Source organism: Streptomyces sp. S.PB5, assembly GCF_030403745.1.
Taxonomy (GTDB): Bacteria; Actinomycetota; Actinomycetes; order Streptomycetales; family Streptomycetaceae; genus Streptomyces.
The window spans coordinates 256,003-270,653 of record NZ_JAQMWP010000002.1; the positions used below are offsets into that span (position 1 = coordinate 256,003).

At 70.8% G+C, this 14,651-nt stretch carries 13 protein-coding genes and 1 pseudogene; 6 read left to right on the forward strand and 8 right to left on the reverse strand.

Features of this window, described 5'->3' with window-relative positions; genetic code table 11:
* Window positions 1-27 precede the first annotated feature (27 nt).
* Complete coding sequence (locus tag PH203_RS05990; protein ID WP_289917198.1) at window positions 28-2,304, forward strand: bifunctional salicylyl-CoA 5-hydroxylase/oxidoreductase; 2,277 nt, start codon at window positions 28-30, stop codon at window positions 2,302-2,304.
* 37 nt (window positions 2,305-2,341) lie between these two features.
* On the opposite strand, the gene PH203_RS05995 is transcribed toward PH203_RS05990, so the two are convergent.
* Together PH203_RS05995 and PH203_RS06000 are read right to left on the reverse strand one after the other, a co-directional pair.
* Window positions 2,342-3,154: a PaaX family transcriptional regulator C-terminal domain-containing protein gene (locus PH203_RS05995; protein WP_289917200.1), complete on the reverse strand. Its 813-nt coding sequence runs from the start codon at window positions 3,152-3,154 to the stop codon at window positions 2,342-2,344.
* A 15-nt stretch (window positions 3,155-3,169) separates the two neighbouring features.
* Complete coding sequence (locus PH203_RS06000) at window positions 3,170-4,849, reverse strand: AMP-binding protein (RefSeq protein WP_289918249.1); 1,680 nt, start codon at window positions 4,847-4,849, stop codon at window positions 3,170-3,172.
* A gap of 49 nt (window positions 4,850-4,898) precedes the next feature.
* Here PH203_RS06000 and PH203_RS06005 point away from each other — a divergent pair, with 49 nt between their 5' ends.
* Window positions 4,899-6,032, forward strand: a complete 1,134-nt coding sequence (locus PH203_RS06005) for an acyl-CoA dehydrogenase (RefSeq protein WP_289917202.1) — start codon at window positions 4,899-4,901, stop codon at window positions 6,030-6,032.
* Window positions 6,029-6,427, forward strand: a complete 399-nt coding sequence (locus PH203_RS06010) for a RidA family protein (RefSeq protein WP_289917203.1) — start codon at window positions 6,029-6,031, stop codon at window positions 6,425-6,427. Before PH203_RS06005 ends, PH203_RS06010 begins: the two co-directional genes overlap by 4 nt.
* A gap of 13 nt (window positions 6,428-6,440) precedes the next feature.
* On the opposite strand, the gene PH203_RS06015 is transcribed toward PH203_RS06010, so the two are convergent.
* Window positions 6,441-6,629 (reverse strand): DUF5999 family protein, encoded by a 189-nt coding sequence (locus PH203_RS06015; protein ID WP_289917205.1) that lies wholly within the window; start codon window positions 6,627-6,629, stop codon window positions 6,441-6,443.
* Window positions 6,630-6,869: 240 nt separating this feature from the next.
* On the opposite strand from PH203_RS06015, the pseudogene PH203_RS06020 reads away from it, so the two are divergent.
* Window positions 6,870-7,022 (forward strand): annotated as a pseudogene (locus PH203_RS06020) (DUF6299 family protein); the annotation flags it as partial.
* Between the two features lie 85 nt (window positions 7,023-7,107).
* Here PH203_RS06020 and vanX read toward each other — a convergent pair.
* The 5 genes from vanX to PH203_RS06045 form a co-directional block, all read right to left on the reverse strand.
* Complete coding sequence (gene vanX, locus PH203_RS06025; RefSeq protein ID WP_289917207.1) at window positions 7,108-7,716, reverse strand: D-Ala-D-Ala dipeptidase VanX; 609 nt, start codon at window positions 7,714-7,716, stop codon at window positions 7,108-7,110.
* Entirely contained in the window at window positions 7,713-8,777 is a 1,065-nt protein-coding gene (vanA, locus tag PH203_RS06030; RefSeq protein ID WP_289917211.1) for a D-alanine--(R)-lactate ligase, read from the reverse strand. Before vanA ends, vanX begins: the two co-directional genes overlap by 4 nt.
* A complete protein-coding gene (locus PH203_RS06035) occupies window positions 8,770-9,756 on the reverse strand; it encodes an NAD(P)-dependent oxidoreductase (protein ID WP_289918251.1) in 987 nt (328 codons plus the stop codon). Before PH203_RS06035 ends, vanA begins: the two co-directional genes overlap by 8 nt.
* Before the next feature lie 106 nt (window positions 9,757-9,862).
* Window positions 9,863-11,035, reverse strand: a complete 1,173-nt coding sequence (locus tag PH203_RS06040; RefSeq protein ID WP_289917213.1) for a peptidoglycan bridge formation glycyltransferase FemA/FemB family protein — start codon at window positions 11,033-11,035, stop codon at window positions 9,863-9,865.
* Between the two features lie 452 nt (window positions 11,036-11,487).
* Window positions 11,488-12,579, reverse strand: a complete 1,092-nt coding sequence (locus PH203_RS06045) for an endonuclease/exonuclease/phosphatase family protein (RefSeq protein ID WP_289917215.1) — start codon at window positions 12,577-12,579, stop codon at window positions 11,488-11,490.
* 151 nt (window positions 12,580-12,730) lie between these two features.
* Here PH203_RS06045 and PH203_RS06050 point away from each other — a divergent pair, with 151 nt between their 5' ends.
* Window positions 12,731-13,426 carry a response regulator transcription factor gene (locus PH203_RS06050; RefSeq protein WP_289917216.1) on the forward strand — a complete coding sequence of 232 codons (696 nt, stop codon included), beginning with the start codon at window positions 12,731-12,733 and terminating at the stop codon, window positions 13,424-13,426.
* Window positions 13,419-14,507: a HAMP domain-containing sensor histidine kinase gene (locus PH203_RS06055; RefSeq protein ID WP_289917218.1), complete on the forward strand. Its 1,089-nt coding sequence runs from the start codon at window positions 13,419-13,421 to the stop codon at window positions 14,505-14,507. Before PH203_RS06050 ends, PH203_RS06055 begins: the two co-directional genes overlap by 8 nt.
* The last annotated feature ends 144 nt before the right edge of the window (window positions 14,508-14,651 follow it).

A 14,651-nucleotide genomic window follows, 5' to 3' on the forward strand; every position in this document is an offset into this window, starting at 1 on the left:
GCCACCGACCATCCGCAGCCGCCGACGATGACGAGGCACCCCCTGCGAGTCGCGATCATCGGCGGTGGCCCCGGCGGCCTCTACGCGGCCGCACTGCTGAAACGCCTCGACCCGGCCCGCGAGATCACCGTCTGGGAACGCAACGCCCCCGACGACACCTTCGGTTTCGGAGTGGTCCTCTCCGACGAGACCCTCGGCGGTATCGAGCACGCGGACCCGGTGGTCTACGAGGCCATGCAACGGGAGTTCGTCCGCTGGGACGACATCGACATCGTCCACAGGGGAGGGCGGCACACCTCCGGCGGCCACGGTTTCGCGGCCCTGGGCCGCAAACGCCTGCTGGAGATCCTGCACGAGCGCTGCCGCTCCCTCGGCGTGGACCTCCGCTTCCGCACGGAGGCTCCGCCCGACCTGGCCCGCACCCACGACCTCGTGATCGCCGCCGACGGAGTCAACAGCACCACCCGTGAAGGCGCCGCCCATGTGTTCCGCCCCCATGTGACCACCCACCGCTGCCGCTACATCTGGCTCGCCGCCGACTTCGCCTTCGACGCGTTCCGCTTCGAGATCGCCGAGACGGAACACGGCGTGATGCAACTGCACGGCTACCCGTACTCCCCCGACGCCTCCACGGTGATCGTCGAGATGCGCGAGGAGGTCTGGCGAGCCGCCGGCTTCGACGAACCGGACACCCGGGAGTCCATCGACCGCTGCGCCAAGATCTTCGCGGAAGCCCTGGGCGGCAGGCCTCTCCGCTCCAACAACTCGACATGGACGACCTTCCGCACGGTCGTCAACGAACACTGGTCCCAAGGCAACACCGTCCTCCTCGGCGACGCCGCCCACACCGCCCACTTCTCCATCGGTTCCGGCACCAAACTCGCCGTCGAGGACGCCCTCGCCCTCGCCGCCTGTCTGGAGGAACAGCCCTCCCTGGAACAGGCGTTGACGGCGTACGAGGCGGAACGCAAAGCCGTCGTCGCCTCGACGCAGCGTGCCGCCCGCGCCAGCCTGGAGTGGTTCGAGAACCTCGGCCTCTACCTGGACCAGCCGCCCCGCCAGTTCGCCTTCAACCTCCTCACCCGCAGCCGCCGCGTCACCCACGACAACCTCCGCCTCCGCGACGCCCGGTTCACCGGCGCCGTGGAGCGGGAGTTCGGCTGCCCGCCCGGTACGCCCCCGATGTTCACCCCGTTCCGGCTGCGCGGACTGACGCTGCGCAACCGGGTCGTCGTGTCCCCGATGGACATGTACTCGGCGGTCGACGGTCTCCCCGGCGACTTCCACCTCGTCCACCTGGGCGCGCGGGGGCTCGGCGGGGCGGGGCTGGTGATGACCGAGATGGTGTGCGTGAGCGCGGAGGGCCGGATCACCCCCGGCTGCACCGGCCTCTACACCGGAAAGCAGGCCGAGGCCTGGCGGCGGATCACCGACTTCGTGCACACGCAGGCGCCCGGTACCGCGATCGGCGTCCAGCTCGGGCACAGCGGCCGCAAGGGCTCGACCAGGCTGATGTGGGAGGGCATCGACGAGCCGCTGCCCGACGGCAACTGGCCGGTCGTGGCCGCGTCCCCGATCCCCTACGGGCCCGGCAACCAGACCCCGCGCGAGCTCACCCGCGCCCAACTCACCGACATCCGCGAGCAGTTCACAGCCGCCGCCTGGCGGGCCGCCCGCGCCGGTTTCGACCTGCTCGAACTGCACTGCGCCCACGGCTATCTGCTGTCCGGCTTCCTCTCCCCACTCACCAACCTCCGCACCGACGCGTACGGGGGATCGCTCGCGAAACGGCTCCGGTTCCCTCTGGAGGTCTTCGACGCGATCAGGGGCGTGTGGCCGGAGGAGCGGCCCATGACCGTGCGGATCTCCGCCACCGACTGGGCGGAGGGCGGCACTTCGGCGGCGGACGCGGTCGAGATCGCCCGAGCCTTCGCCGCCCACGGTGCCGACGCGATCGACGTGTCCACCGGACAGGTCGTCGCCGAGGAGCGGCCCGAGTACGGGCGGTCGTACCAGACGCCCTTCGCGGACCGCATCCGCCAGGAGGCCGAGGTGCCGGTGATCGCGGTCGGCGCGATCTCCTCCTGGGACGACGTCAACTCCCTGATCCTGGCGGGCCGTACGGATCTGTGCGCCCTGGCCCGCCCGCACCTCTACGACCCGCACTGGACGCTGCACGCGGCCGCCGAGCAGGGATACGACGGACCGGGCGTCGTCTGGCCGGCCCCGTACCGCGCGGGCAGCCGACGCCCCCAGACCGGACGCACGGACGCCCCCAAGCCCCGCCTGACGCTCGGGACTTGAGAGCTGCCGGCATCATGAGGTCACCTTCCCGCCGCGGTCACATGCCGACGAACGCCGCCCCTGCGTCCCGCAGCCGTTCGTGCAGCCCGCGGAACACCGCTGCCGAGCGTTCGCCGGGCCAGTCCTCGGGGAGCAGCGCGGAGGGGAGGCCGGGGTCGGCGTAGGGCAGGTGGCGCCAGGAGTCCAGGGCGAGGAGGTAGTCGCGGTAGGCCTCCTCGGGCGGAGTGTCCTCGCGCTCCTCCCACGCGTGCAGCACGGGCGCGTGCCGGTCGAGGAACTCCTCGTGCTCCTTGGCGATGGCCGCGAGGTCCCACCAGCGGGCGACGGCCTCGGCGGTCGGGGCGTAGCCGAGGTGGTCGCCGCGGAAGAAGTCGACGTACGGGTCGAGGCGGAGCCGCTGGAGCACATGGCGGGCCTCCTCGTACAGCCGTGCCGGCGCGATCCACACCCCCGGCGCCGCGGTCCCGAAGCCCAGCCCGGCGAGCCGTGAGCGCAGTACGTGCCGCTTCTGCCGCTCGGACTCCGGCACGGAGAACACGGCGAGTACCCAGCCCTCGTCCTCGGGCGGCGCGACGGCGTAGATGCGGCGGTCGCCGTCCTCCAGCAACTGCCGTGCGTCCGGGGACAGTTCGTACCCGGCGGCGCCGTGTGCGGTGCGGGCGGGGACGAGCAGTCCGCGGCGTTTGAGTCTGGACACCGAGGAGCGTACGGAGGGGGCGTCCACGCCTGCCGCGGCGAGCAGCCGGATGAGCTCGGCGACCGGTACCGGGCCGGGCACGAAGCGGCCGTAGGCGCCGTAGAGCGTGACGATGAGAGACCGTGGTGCATGTTGGTCGGACACGTTGATCATCTTAGGTCTTCGGTATCAGTGCTGGTCACCCTCGGTGCGCAGGCGGAACCGCTGGAGTTTGCCGGTCGCGGTGCGCGGCAGCGCGTCCAGGAAGACGATCTCGCGCGGACACTTGTACGGCGCGAGCTCCGCCTTCACGAAGGCGCGCAGCGCATCGGCGTCCCGCGCGGCGCCCTCCTTCAGCACGGCGTACGCCACGACGACCTGCCCGCGGGCTTCGTCGTCCCGCCCCACGACGGCGGCCTCGACGACGTCCGGATGGCGCAGCAGCGCGTCCTCGACCTCCGGCCCGGCGATGTTGTACCCGGCGGAGATGATCATGTCGTCCGCGCGGGCGACGTACCGGAAGTAGCCGTCGCCCTCCCGGACATAGGTGTCGCCGGTGACGTTCCAGCCGAAGCGCACGTACTCGCCCTGCCGTGGATCGGCGAGATACCGGCATCCGACGGGCCCGCGCACGGCGAGCAGTCCGGGCTCGCCGTCGGGCATGTCCCGGCCGGCGTCGTCGACCACGCGCGCGTGCCACCCCGGCACGGGCACCCCCGTGGTCCCCGGCCTGATGTGCTCGTCGGCGGCGGAGATGAAGATGTGCAGCAGCTCGGTCGCGCCGATGCCGTTGATGATCCGCAGCCCGGTGCGCTCGTGCCAGGCCTGCCAGGTGGCGGCGGGCAGGTTCTCGCCGGCGGAGACGCAGCGGCGGAGCGAGGAGATGTCGTGGGCGTCCAGCTCGTCGAGCATCGCGCGGTAGGCGGTGGGCGCGGTGAACACGATGGAGACGCGGTGTTCGGCGATCGCGGGCAACAACTGCCTGGGCCCTGCCTGTTCGAGGAGGAGCGCACTGGCACCGGCCCGCATCGGGAAGACGACGAGTCCGCCGAGGCCGAAGGTGAAGCCGAGGGGAGGGCTGCCGGCGAAGACATCATCCGCATGTGGCCGCAGCACATGGGCGGAGAACGTGTCGGCTGTCGCGAGCACATCCCGGTGGAAGTGCATGCACCCCTTGGGGCGCCCGGTGGTACCGGAGGTGAAGGCGATCAGCGCGACATCGTCGGCGGCGGTCGCGACGGCGGGGTACGGGGCGGTGGGCGCCGTCCGGTTGAGGAGATCGTCGGGGGCGTCACCGCCGTAGGTCGTGATCCGGAGCCCGGGTATCTCGGCCTTGGCGAGGTCGTCGACGGCCCGTATGTCGCACAGCGCATGACCGACCTGCGCGATCTCGCACATCGTGGCCAGCTCGTGCGGCCGCTGCTGGGCCAGCACGGTCACGGCGACGGCCCCCGCCTTGAGCACGGCCAGCCAGCAGGCCGCGAGCCAGGGTGTGGTGGGGCCGCGCAGCAGCACACGATTGCCGGGTACGACGCCGAGGTCACCGGTGAGCAGATGCGCGAGCCGGTCGACGTGGGCGCGCAGGGTGCCGTACGTCCATGTCTCCCCGGAGGGGGTGTGGAACACCGGCCGGTCGTCGGGCGGGCCGGTCAGCAGCTCGGCGGCACAGTTCAGCCGATCGGGGTACCTCAGCTCCGGGAGTTCGAACCGGAGCTCGGGCCACTGGTCCGGGGGTGGGAGATGGTCGCGCGCGAAGGTGTCGATGTGCGCCGAACGGTTCATGGCGGTTCGCCCCCTTGCCTGGTCGGCCTGCCTTGTGGGCGTCGTGGGTGGGCTCGCGCAAGCAGCGTATCGTCTTGGTGACGACAGTCAATGGGACGCGATACGGTGGAAGGGTCCAGCGGAGAGGGGACCGGCAATGCCCGCATTCTCGCTCGATCCGGCACAAACCGCCTGGTGTGCGGAGCTCCGCACCCTGGCCGCCGACCGTCTGCGCCCCCTCGCGGACAAGGGCGAGCCGGGCCGCGTCAACCGGCCCCTGCTCGCCGAACTCGGCCAACTGGGCTTGCTGCGGCGCCTGTTCACCTCCGGCGCCCTCGATCTCTGCCTGATGCGGGAGTCCCTGGCGTACGCCTGCACGGAAGCGGAGACCGCCCTCGCGTTGCAGGGGCTGGGGGCGTATCCGGTGCACGCGCACGGCACCCCCGCCCAGCGGGAGCGGTGGCTGCCCCCGGTGAGTGAGGGACGGGCCGTGGCCGCGTTCGCACTGAGCGAGCCGGGGGCGGGGTCGGACGCGGCGGCGCTGGACCTGCGGGCGGAGCCCGACGGCCCCGCCCGCTGGCGTCTCACCGGGGAGAAGCGCTGGATCTCCAACGCCCCCGAGGCCGACTTCCACACGGTCTTCGCGCGCACCACCCCCGGTGCCGGGGCCCGTGGTGTCACCGCGTTCCTCGTCCCCGCCGACCGCCCCGGGCTCACCGGCACCGCCCTCGACATGCTCTCGCCGCACCCCATCGGTGCCCTGGACTTCGACGCCGTGCCCGTCACCGCCGCCGACGTCCTCGGGGAGCCGGACCGCGGGTTCCGGGTCGCGATGGGCACGCTCAACCTCTTCCGCCCCAGCGTCGGCGCGTTCGCCGTCGGCATGGCCCAGGCCGCGCTCGACGCCACCCTTGCCCACACCTCTCGACGCGAGGCGTTCGGCGGGAAGTTGAAGGACCTCCAGACCGTCGCCCACCAGGTCGCCGAGCTCGCCCTGCGCACCGACGCGGCCCGCCTCATGGTGTACGCGGCGGCGACGGCGTACGACGAAGGCGCCCTCGACGTCCCCAAGCGCGCGGCGATGGCGAAACTGCTCGCCACCGAGACCGCGCAGTACGTCGTCGACACGGCCGTCCAGTTGCACGGGGCGCGGGCACTGCAGCGCGGCCATCTGCTGGAGCACCTGTACCGGGAGGTGCGCGCCCCGCGGATCTACGAGGGGGCGAGCGAGGTCCAACGCGGCATCATCGCCAAGGAGTTGTACGCGAACCTGGAGGAGGCGTCCCGGTGAGCACCGAGCGCGTCAACCCGTCCGAGCTCTCCCCGCCCACGGGTTTCTCCCACGCCGTGGTCGCCACCGGCACCCGGGTGGTCTTCCTGGCCGGCCAGACGGCCCTCGACGGCGACGGGAAGGTCGTGGGGGAGGGGCTCGTGGAGCAGTTCGAGAGGGCGCTCACCAATCTGCTGGGAGCGCTGCGGGCCTCCGGCGGCACCCCCGCCGACCTCGCCCGCGTCACCGTGTACGCCACGGATGTCGCCGACTACCGCGCCCGAGCGGCCGAACTCGGGGGTGTCTGGCGGAGGTTGGCGGGCCGGGAGTACCCGGCGATGGCCGTCGTCCAGGTCGTACGCCTGTGGGACGAGGAGGCGTTGGTGGAACTGGACGGCTTCGCGGTACTGCCGTAGCGGCCCAGCGGGATCAGGCCGCCATGGCGAGCTGCGTGACCCGGTGCGGAGCCACGACGCTGCCGTCGGCGCGCAGCTCACCGGAGTCGTCGAAGACGATCGCCCCGTCGCACAACAGGCTCCAGCCCTGCTCGGGGTGGGCGGACACGACGTGCGGACCGGCGGCGTCGGAGGAAGGGCACGAAGGCTGGTGGGAACACATGTCGCACCTCCACATCGGGAGGACGATCCGTACGGGTCGTCCGTATGGATAGACCATGCTCCCGCCGCGAACTCATCGGAACCCCAGGACGCCGACCGTGACAACACGCGGACAACTCCAGGACCGATCCACGAAAACCGCTGCGGACTCGCCACCGAAGAAGTGACGATCACGCTCGTCGGCGCGCCCGGCCGGTGCCTGCGGAGGATTCCGTTCCGCTGACTTGGAAGGCATGTCCGTTCCCTGTCCGGCATCTACCGCTCGCTCGGCAGCTCCGGCCCGGTCTTCGTCAGCTCGTCCGTGAGCCAGGGCTCCCCGAGCGTCCGCCACGGCATCGGCGGCACCCGTGCCGTGTGCGACGGCGCCGAGCACGGGTGGGAGAACACCGGCAGGCTGAACGCCGGCGATCCGGCGGCGATCTCGCGGAGACCGGTCGCCGCCGGGTCGGCGACCACGTCGTCGATGAGGGCCTGCGGCTTTATACGACGGGGAAATCGAAATAGGTGTCCGGATAGGGCTCGTCGTCCAGCGTGTAATGCCACCATTCACGCTCGTACGCGCTGAAACCGCAGGTCTCCATGAGGGATCGCAGGGCCCGGCGGTTTTGTGCCTCGCCGGGCGTGATCCCTGGTGCGCCATGGTGGGAGACGGGATCCATCAGATCGTGGTCGCCGCCCATGGGGACGAGTTCACCCGTGGCCAGGTCATAGAGCGTGAGGTCGACGGTGCTGCCCCGGCTGTGGCCCGACCTGGCGGCCACATATCCCTCCGCGAACATGTCCGCCCTGCCGATACGGGGATAGTGCCGCGCCTTTCTCCGGCCGTCTTCCGGTTCCCGCGACCAGCGCAGAAAGCAGTCGACGGCATGCTGCGGCCGATAGCCGTCCCAGAGCAGTAGCCCGAACCCCAGCGACGCGGCCTTCTCCTGAGCCCGCTCCAGGGCCGCGCACAGCGCCCTCGTGCCGACGACCCGATTGGCCAGATATCCGTCCACCGGTTTTCCGGTGAAATTGTCCCAGGTGGCGTATTTGGCGTCCCAGCGGATTCCGGGTGCCATCTCGTCCACGAAGACGAAGCCGTCCCTCATCGGATCTTTCCTGTCAGGGCGAGGGAGACGGTCCGGTCGATCACCTCGGAGAGCGGAATTCCCGCGGCCGCCATCATGCGCGGATAACGGCTGTAGGAGGTCATGCCGGGGAAGGTGTTGACCTCGTTGAGGACCACCTCTCCGTCCTCCTTGAGGAACATGTCCACCCGGGAAAGACCGCTGCACCCCAGGGCGCGGTACACGGCCTCGGCCGTCTCCCGGACGCGCAGTCGTGACGCTTCGGGGATGTCGGCGGGGACGACGGCCGTGGAGTTCTCGGAACCGGTCTCGGGGGCGTCCTCCTGATGGATCCTGAAGAACCCGTGCGAGAGCGCGATCCGGTCGACCTCGCCGACGACGAGATCCGACTCGTTCCCGAGGACGGCGCACCCGATCTCGCTGCCGACGACGGCCTCCTCGATCAGCACCTTGGAGTCGTACCGCCGTGCCGTCTCCACCGCACTCGGGAGTTCCTCCGCCCGGGACACCTCGGTGACGCCGAAGGAGGATCCGGAACGGGCCGGTTTCACGAACACCGGGTAGGTGAGCCGGGCGGGGTCGACGGTTTCGCCCGCCGAGACCGTCCGGAAGACCGGCGTGGCGATTCCCGCGTTCGCGGCGACGACATAGGTGAGGGATTTGTCCATGCACAGGGCGGAACTCTGGATGTCGCAGCCGATGTAGGGGATGCCGGAGAGCTCCAGCAGGCCCTGTATCGCGCCGTCCTCACCGAGTGTGCCGTGGAGCACGGGCAGCACGACGTCCAGCCGGACCGTTTCGTAGCGCCCCTGCCCCTGCTGCCCCTGCTGCTCCGGCTCCAGGAGCAGCAGTCCGTGCACGTCGCTGTCGGGCGACAGTACGACGGGACGGCAGCCGCCGGTCTCCCAGTCCGCGTCGGGCCCGTCGCAGAGTTTCCAGGCGCCGCTCTTCGTGATCCCGATGCAGAAGGGCTCGTATTTCTCCGGGTCGAGGTTCCTGAGCAGCTCTCGCGCGGATTTGACGGAGACGAAGTGCTCCTCGGAACGGCCGCCGAAGAGGACGCCGACCTTCAGCCTAGCCATGCTGATTCCCGCTTTCGAATGTCAGGCAGTTGGTGAGAGAGTTCGCCACGGTGTCGCGCAGGGCGTGGTCCGTGTAATAGGCGGTGTGCGGAGTGATCAGCGCATTCGGCAGTTCCTGCAGCCGCAACAGCGCCTTGCTTGCCATGGGTCTGTCGCGGCAGTCGGCGTAGAAGACGCCTTCCTCGCCTTCGATGACGTCGAGGGCGGCGCCGCCCAGCCTGCCGCTCTCCAGTTCCTCCACCAGGGCCTCGGTGTCGATGAGCGCACCGCGCCCGGTGTTGACGACGAGTGCGCCGTTCTTCAGCCGCGCCAGGCGCCGCCGGTCCAGCAGATGGCGGGTGTCCTCGGTGAGCGGCACGTGCAGCGTGATCAGGTCGCTGCGGCGCAGCAGTTCATCGAGCCGAATGTTCTCGACGTTCTCGGTACCGATGACGGCGTGACGGTCATGGGCCAGAACGCGACAGCCGAAGCCTCGCAACCGCTCCATGACCGCCGCGCCGATACGGCCGGTCCCGATCACCCCGACCGTAAGATCGCGCAGTTCCCGTCCGGGCACATCGCTCAGCCGGTAGTCATGAATTCCGGTGCGGCGGACGATGGATTTCGCGTCCCGTATCGCCATCAGCATGAGCATCAGCGTGTGGTCGGCCACGCTGTCCGGTGAATAGGAGACGTTTCCGACGGAGATGCCGATGCTGTCCGCGTATTCCACGTCGATGTGGTCGCAGCCGATGCTCCGAGTGGAGATGTATCTGACGCCTGCTCGGCCGAGCGCACGGAGCGTGGGGCGGGTGACGGGCGTCTTGTGTCCGACGCTGACGCACCGGCTGCCGGAGGCCAGTTCACTGTTGGCCTCCGAGACCGGTGCGTCGGTGATGGCCGGCCGCACACCGAGGCCGGGCGCCAGCTCGCGGAACAGAACGGCTTCGTCCGGGCCGCATCCGTAGATGGTGATGCGGATCGATTCGCTGTGGGTCATGCCCGCAGTCAAGGCGGGAAGCTGTTGCCGGAACGTATGGGGTTTTCGATATGCCCCCGATACGTCCGGCCCTGGCACCATCTCGCGCCTCATACGGAGCGTCGCCTCATACAGAGCGTCGCCTCATATAGAGGTCGAACGCCCGGTGGACCAACGGTCGTAGCGGCAGGTCCCACTCGCCGACGTACCGCACCGCTCTGCCGCCCGTGCCGGCCTTGAAGCGGACCAGGCCGACGTGTGGGTCGTCGGGGCCGAGGGTGGGGGTGATGCCGCGCAGGTCGTAGACGTCGCAGCCGGTCGCGAGCGCTTCGCGGATCATCGCCCACTGGCAGGCGTGGGAGCCGCGTACCTCGCGCTTGGCGGTCGCGGAGGCGCCGTAGGCGTACACGGCGTGGGTTCCGACGCGGACCAGGATCGTGGCCGCGACCAAGTCGCCCCGGTGGTGGGCCAGATAGAGCGTGATCCGCTGCGGGTCCTCGGAGTTGAGCGCCGCGAACATGGTCTCGAAGTAGTGCAGCGGCCGGGGTGTGAAGCGGTCGCGCTCGGCGGTGTGGACGTAGAGGTCGTGAAACGCCTTCAGGGCTTCCGGGGTCCCGTCGTCGGCCGTCACCTCGACGCCTTCCCGGGCCGCCTTCTTGATGTTGCGGCGCCACTGCTGGTTCATGCCGCCGAGCAGCTCGTCCTCGGTCCGGCCCGCCAGCGGGACCTCGTACTTGAACTGCGGATGCCCGACACCGAACCCGTCCCGCGGGTGCTGCGGCAGCCAGCCCGCGTCCCTGAGACTCTCGCTCACCCGGGCGCCGACCGGATCGACCCACGGTCCCGGCAGCTCTGTCAGCCGCCGGACGGCCGGGTCGGTGATGCCCGCCTTGACCTGGGCGGTGCTCCAGGTGTGCGTCACGACCGGTGGGCCGAGCCGGATCGCGAAGGCGCCGTGCGCCTTCAGATACGCCGCCAGCGGATCGAGCCACGCGCCGATCTCGCCGCTCCAGTCGATGACCGGGCCCTCGGGAAGATACGCCAGCGTGCAGCGGTCCAGCCGTGGCACCGGCCGGTGCAGGACGAGCCCCGCACCGATCAGCCGCCGGCCGTCGAACCAGCCCAAGGACTCGCTGCGCCACTCGGTCTTGACGCGACCCCACGCCGGGGTCTGAAGAAAGCTGACCGACCGCTGGGCCCGCACGAACGCAAGATGCTCGGCGCCGCTGATCGGCCTGACGACGGGATTCCCGGCCGCCGGTGTTCGTACTGGTCCGCTGTCTGATGCGCTGTAGGACATGCCGCCAGTGAAGGCGGCGGGGTGTTGCCCGGACGTATGCGGTTTTCGATACGCCGCCGATATACGCGCCGCGGGAACATCGGTGCCCCGCGGCTGACCCGCCGCTGGCCTGCCGGCCACCAGTCGATGCCTGGCGCTCGCCGGCGGCTCACGCACCGGTCCCTGCTACTCGCCCGCCGCTCGCCTGCCGGTTACCGGTCGATGCCCGGCGCCCACCGGCGGCTCACCCGCCGATCCCCCTACTCACCCGTCGCTGGCCCGCCGATCCCCGCCACTCGCCCGCCGGTCACCAGTCGATGCCCGCCGCCCGCCCGCGGCTCGCCCGCCAATCCGCGCCACTCACCCGCGGCTCACCAACCGAGCCCGCCACTCATCGCCGACCCCCGCCACTCACCCGCCGATACCCGCGGTTCACCCGCCGAGGCCGCCACCCATGCGCCAATCCCTGCCACTCACCAGCCGATCCCCGCGGCCACCGGCCGATGATCGCTGCCCGTGGCCGGCAGCAGCCACGCGCTGCGCGGTTCCACGCCGCGGACCAGGATCTCGTCGATCCGCGCCACCGGGAACTCCGTCGGCCAGCTGAAGCCGAAGCCGGACCCGGCCATGTCCTGGGCCGAGCGCAGTTGCGAGGTGAGGCCGTCGAACGCGCGGTCGTCCAGGGTGCCGTTGAAGTCACCGAGCACCAGCACCCGTTCGCTGGGCTCGGCGGCGACCGCCTCGGCGAGCTTTGTCGCGCCGGCGTCCCGCGAGTCCGTCCAGAAGCCGCCCCTGGGCATCACCCGCACGGAACCCAGATGCGCCACGTACACCGCCAGCGGACCCTTCTCGGTGGCCACCGTGGTGCGCAGGGCACGGGGCGGGTCCACCGGGACGTCCTCGGGCGACAGCTGCTCGGCCAGCGGTCCGGCCATGTCCCGCAGTACGTCGACCGGCCGGGTGCCGGACAGCGGCAGCTTGCTCCACAGCCCGACCGTGCCCTGCACGGTGTGGTGCGGGTACGCCTCCGCCAGCTCCTCCTCGTACGTGCCCCGCGCGTCGTCGGTCAGCTCCTCCAGCGCCAGCAGATCGGCGCCGGAGGCGGCCAGGTCACGGGCGGTGCCGGCCGGGTCGGGGTTCTCGGCGGCGACGTTGTGGCTCACCACGGTGAGGTCACCGCCGGCGTGGGACTTGTCGGTGAGCAGGCCGCCGTAGAGGTTCAGCCACACCGTGACGGGCAGCAGCAGCGCGACGGCCGCGGCGGCGGAGCGGCGCCAGACCGCCCCGGCGAGCAGCGGCGCGACGAACAGGCCGAACCACGGCAGGAAGGTCTCCACCAGACTGCCCAGCCCGGCCGGGTTCGGGAGCTGCCGGTGCAGCAGCAGAAGCAGGCCGAGCAGCAGCGCACCGGCCGTGAACACCGGGCCGCGCCGCCATGGGCCCGGCTGCCGGGAGCCGTCCGGCCGCCGGGAGCCGTCCGGGGGCCGGGTGCCCGGGGTCGTGTCGTCGACGGCCGGGGCGGCCTGCCTGGCCTGCCCCGCCTCCGCCATGTTCACCTGCGTCATCGTCGGTCTCACTCACTCTTGCTCGCTCTTGCTCACCGCTGTCGGCTGGGCCTCGGCTGGGCCGTGTCGCAAGTGAAGAGAACCGGGTGTTACCAGGGCGTATGCGATTTTCGATACGCGGACGATATGTGCCGCCTCCTAGGCTTGACGTATGCGTGTCTTGATCGTCGAGGACGAGCCCTATCTGGCCGAAGCGATCCGCGACGGCCTGCGTCTCGAAGCGATCGCGGCCGACATCGCGGGCGACGGCGACACCGCTCTGGAGCTGCTCGGGGTCAACACGTACGACATCGCCGTGCTCGACCGAGACATCCCCGGCCCCTCCGGGGACGAGGTCGCCCGACGCATCGTCGCCTCCGGCAGCGGCATGCCCGTGCTCATGCTCACCGCCGCCGACCGTCTCGACGACAAGGCGTCCGGCTTCGAACTGGGCGCCGACGACTACCTCACGAAACCCTTCGAACTCCTGGAGCTGGTGCTCAGGCTGCGGGCCCTCGACCGGCGGCGCGCCCACAGCCGGCCTCCCGTACGCGAGATCGCGGGCCTGCGCGTCGATCCGTTCCGCCGCGAGGTCTACCGTGACGACCGCTACATCGCGCTCACCCGCAAACAGTTCGCGGTCCTCGAAGTCCTCGTCGCCGCCGAGGGCGGTGTCGTCAGCGCCGAAGAGCTTCTGGAGCGCGCGTGGGACAAGAACGCCGACCCGTTCACCAACGCCGTACGCATCACGGTCTCGGCGCTGCGCAAGCGGCTCGGCGAGCCCTGGATCATCGCGACCGTGCCGGGCGTCGGCTACCACATCGCCACGGCACCCGGCACCGGTCAGGAGGATGGTGACCGTGGATAGGCGGCGGCCCGGCCTGAGCGTCCGCCTCAAACTCACCCTCAGCTACGCCGGATTCCTCATGGTCGCGGGCCTCCTGCTGATCGTCGCCGTGGGGGTGTTCCTGCTGCGGCAGGGGTGGTTGCAGACCAATGAGTCGGGGGCGGTGCGAGTGACGCCGGGCACCCTCTTCGTACAGGGTTTCGCCCCGACGGCCGCCGCGGTCATGGCGTTCCTCCTGGTGTTCGGGCTCCTGGGCGGATGGATCCTCGCCGGCCGCATGCTCGCCCCGCTGGACCGCATCACCCACGCCACCCGCACGGCCGCGACCGGATCGCTGTCCCACCGGATCCGTCTGCCGGGCCGCAAGGACGAGTTCCGCGAACTCGCCGACGCCTTCGACGCGATGCTCGCCCGCCTCGAAGCGCACGTCGAGGAGCAGCAGAGGTTCGCCGCCAACGCCTCGCACGAGCTGCGTACGCCACTGGCGATCTCCAAGACCCTCATCGACGTCGCCCGTGCCGACCCGGACCACGACACCGGCCGGCTCGTCGACCGACTGCACGCCGTCAACACCCGGGCCATCGACCTCACCGAGGCGCTGCTCCTGCTCAGCCGCGCCAACCAGCGCTCCTTCACCCGGGAACACGTCGACCTGTCCCTCGTCGCGGAGGAGGCGGCCGAAACGCTCCACCCACTCGCCGAGAAGCACGGCGTGGCCCTGGAGACCAGCGGCGACATCGCCCCCACGAACGGTTCGCCCGCGCTTCTCCTGCAGCTCACCACGAACCTGGTGCACAACGCGATCATCCACAACGTCCCGGACCAGGGCACCGTCTGGGTCCGCACCGGCGTCCGCCCCGACGCCGTGGTCCTCACCGTCGAGAACACCGGCGAGCCCCTCACCCCGGAACGGGTCGCGACCTTCACCGAGCCCTTCCAGCGGGGCACCGAGCGCACCTACACCGACCAGGCGGGCGTCGGCCTGGGGCTGGCCATCGTCAAGACCATCACCGAGGCCCACGACGGCACCCTCACCCTCACCCCACGCCCGTCCGGCGGGCTCCGCATCACCGTGGAACTGCCCGCGGAGTCAGCGGCCTGAGCGGGCAGTACGCTGACGCGTTCGTCGCGTTGAGTGGTGGGTGCGGGCGGTGCAAGGAGCCATCGCGGTGCGGCGGGAGGGGCGGCGGATGACATCATCGGGAACGAAGGGAACGAGGCCGGGGAGTCGGTCGAGCAGGCGACC

What these genes read in the sequence shown, in the direction of transcription:
- PH203_RS05990 (WP_289917198.1), top strand. Translation starts at nt 28, where the DNA reads ATGACGAGGCACCCCCTGCGAGTCGCGATCATCGGCGGTGGCCCCGGC.
- PH203_RS05995 (WP_289917200.1), bottom strand. Translation starts at nt 3,154, where the DNA reads ATGATCAACGTGTCCGACCAACATGCACCACGGTCTCTCATCGTCACG.
- PH203_RS06005 (WP_289917202.1), top strand. Translation starts at nt 4,899, where the DNA reads ATGCCCGCATTCTCGCTCGATCCGGCACAAACCGCCTGGTGTGCGGAG.
- PH203_RS06015 (WP_289917205.1), bottom strand. Translation starts at nt 6,629, where the DNA reads ATGTGTTCCCACCAGCCTTCGTGCCCTTCCTCCGACGCCGCCGGTCCG.
- vanX (WP_289917207.1), bottom strand. Translation starts at nt 7,716, where the DNA reads ATGAGGGACGGCTTCGTCTTCGTGGACGAGATGGCACCCGGAATCCGC.
- vanA (WP_289917211.1), bottom strand. Translation starts at nt 8,777, where the DNA reads ATGGCTAGGCTGAAGGTCGGCGTCCTCTTCGGCGGCCGTTCCGAGGAG.
- PH203_RS06035 (WP_289918251.1), bottom strand. Translation starts at nt 9,756, where the DNA reads ATGACCCACAGCGAATCGATCCGCATCACCATCTACGGATGCGGCCCG.
- PH203_RS06040 (WP_289917213.1), bottom strand. Translation starts at nt 11,035, where the DNA reads ATGTCCTACAGCGCATCAGACAGCGGACCAGTACGAACACCGGCGGCC.
- PH203_RS06045 (WP_289917215.1), bottom strand. Translation starts at nt 12,579, where the DNA reads ATGACGCAGGTGAACATGGCGGAGGCGGGGCAGGCCAGGCAGGCCGCC.
- PH203_RS06050 (WP_289917216.1), top strand. Translation starts at nt 12,731, where the DNA reads ATGCGTGTCTTGATCGTCGAGGACGAGCCCTATCTGGCCGAAGCGATC.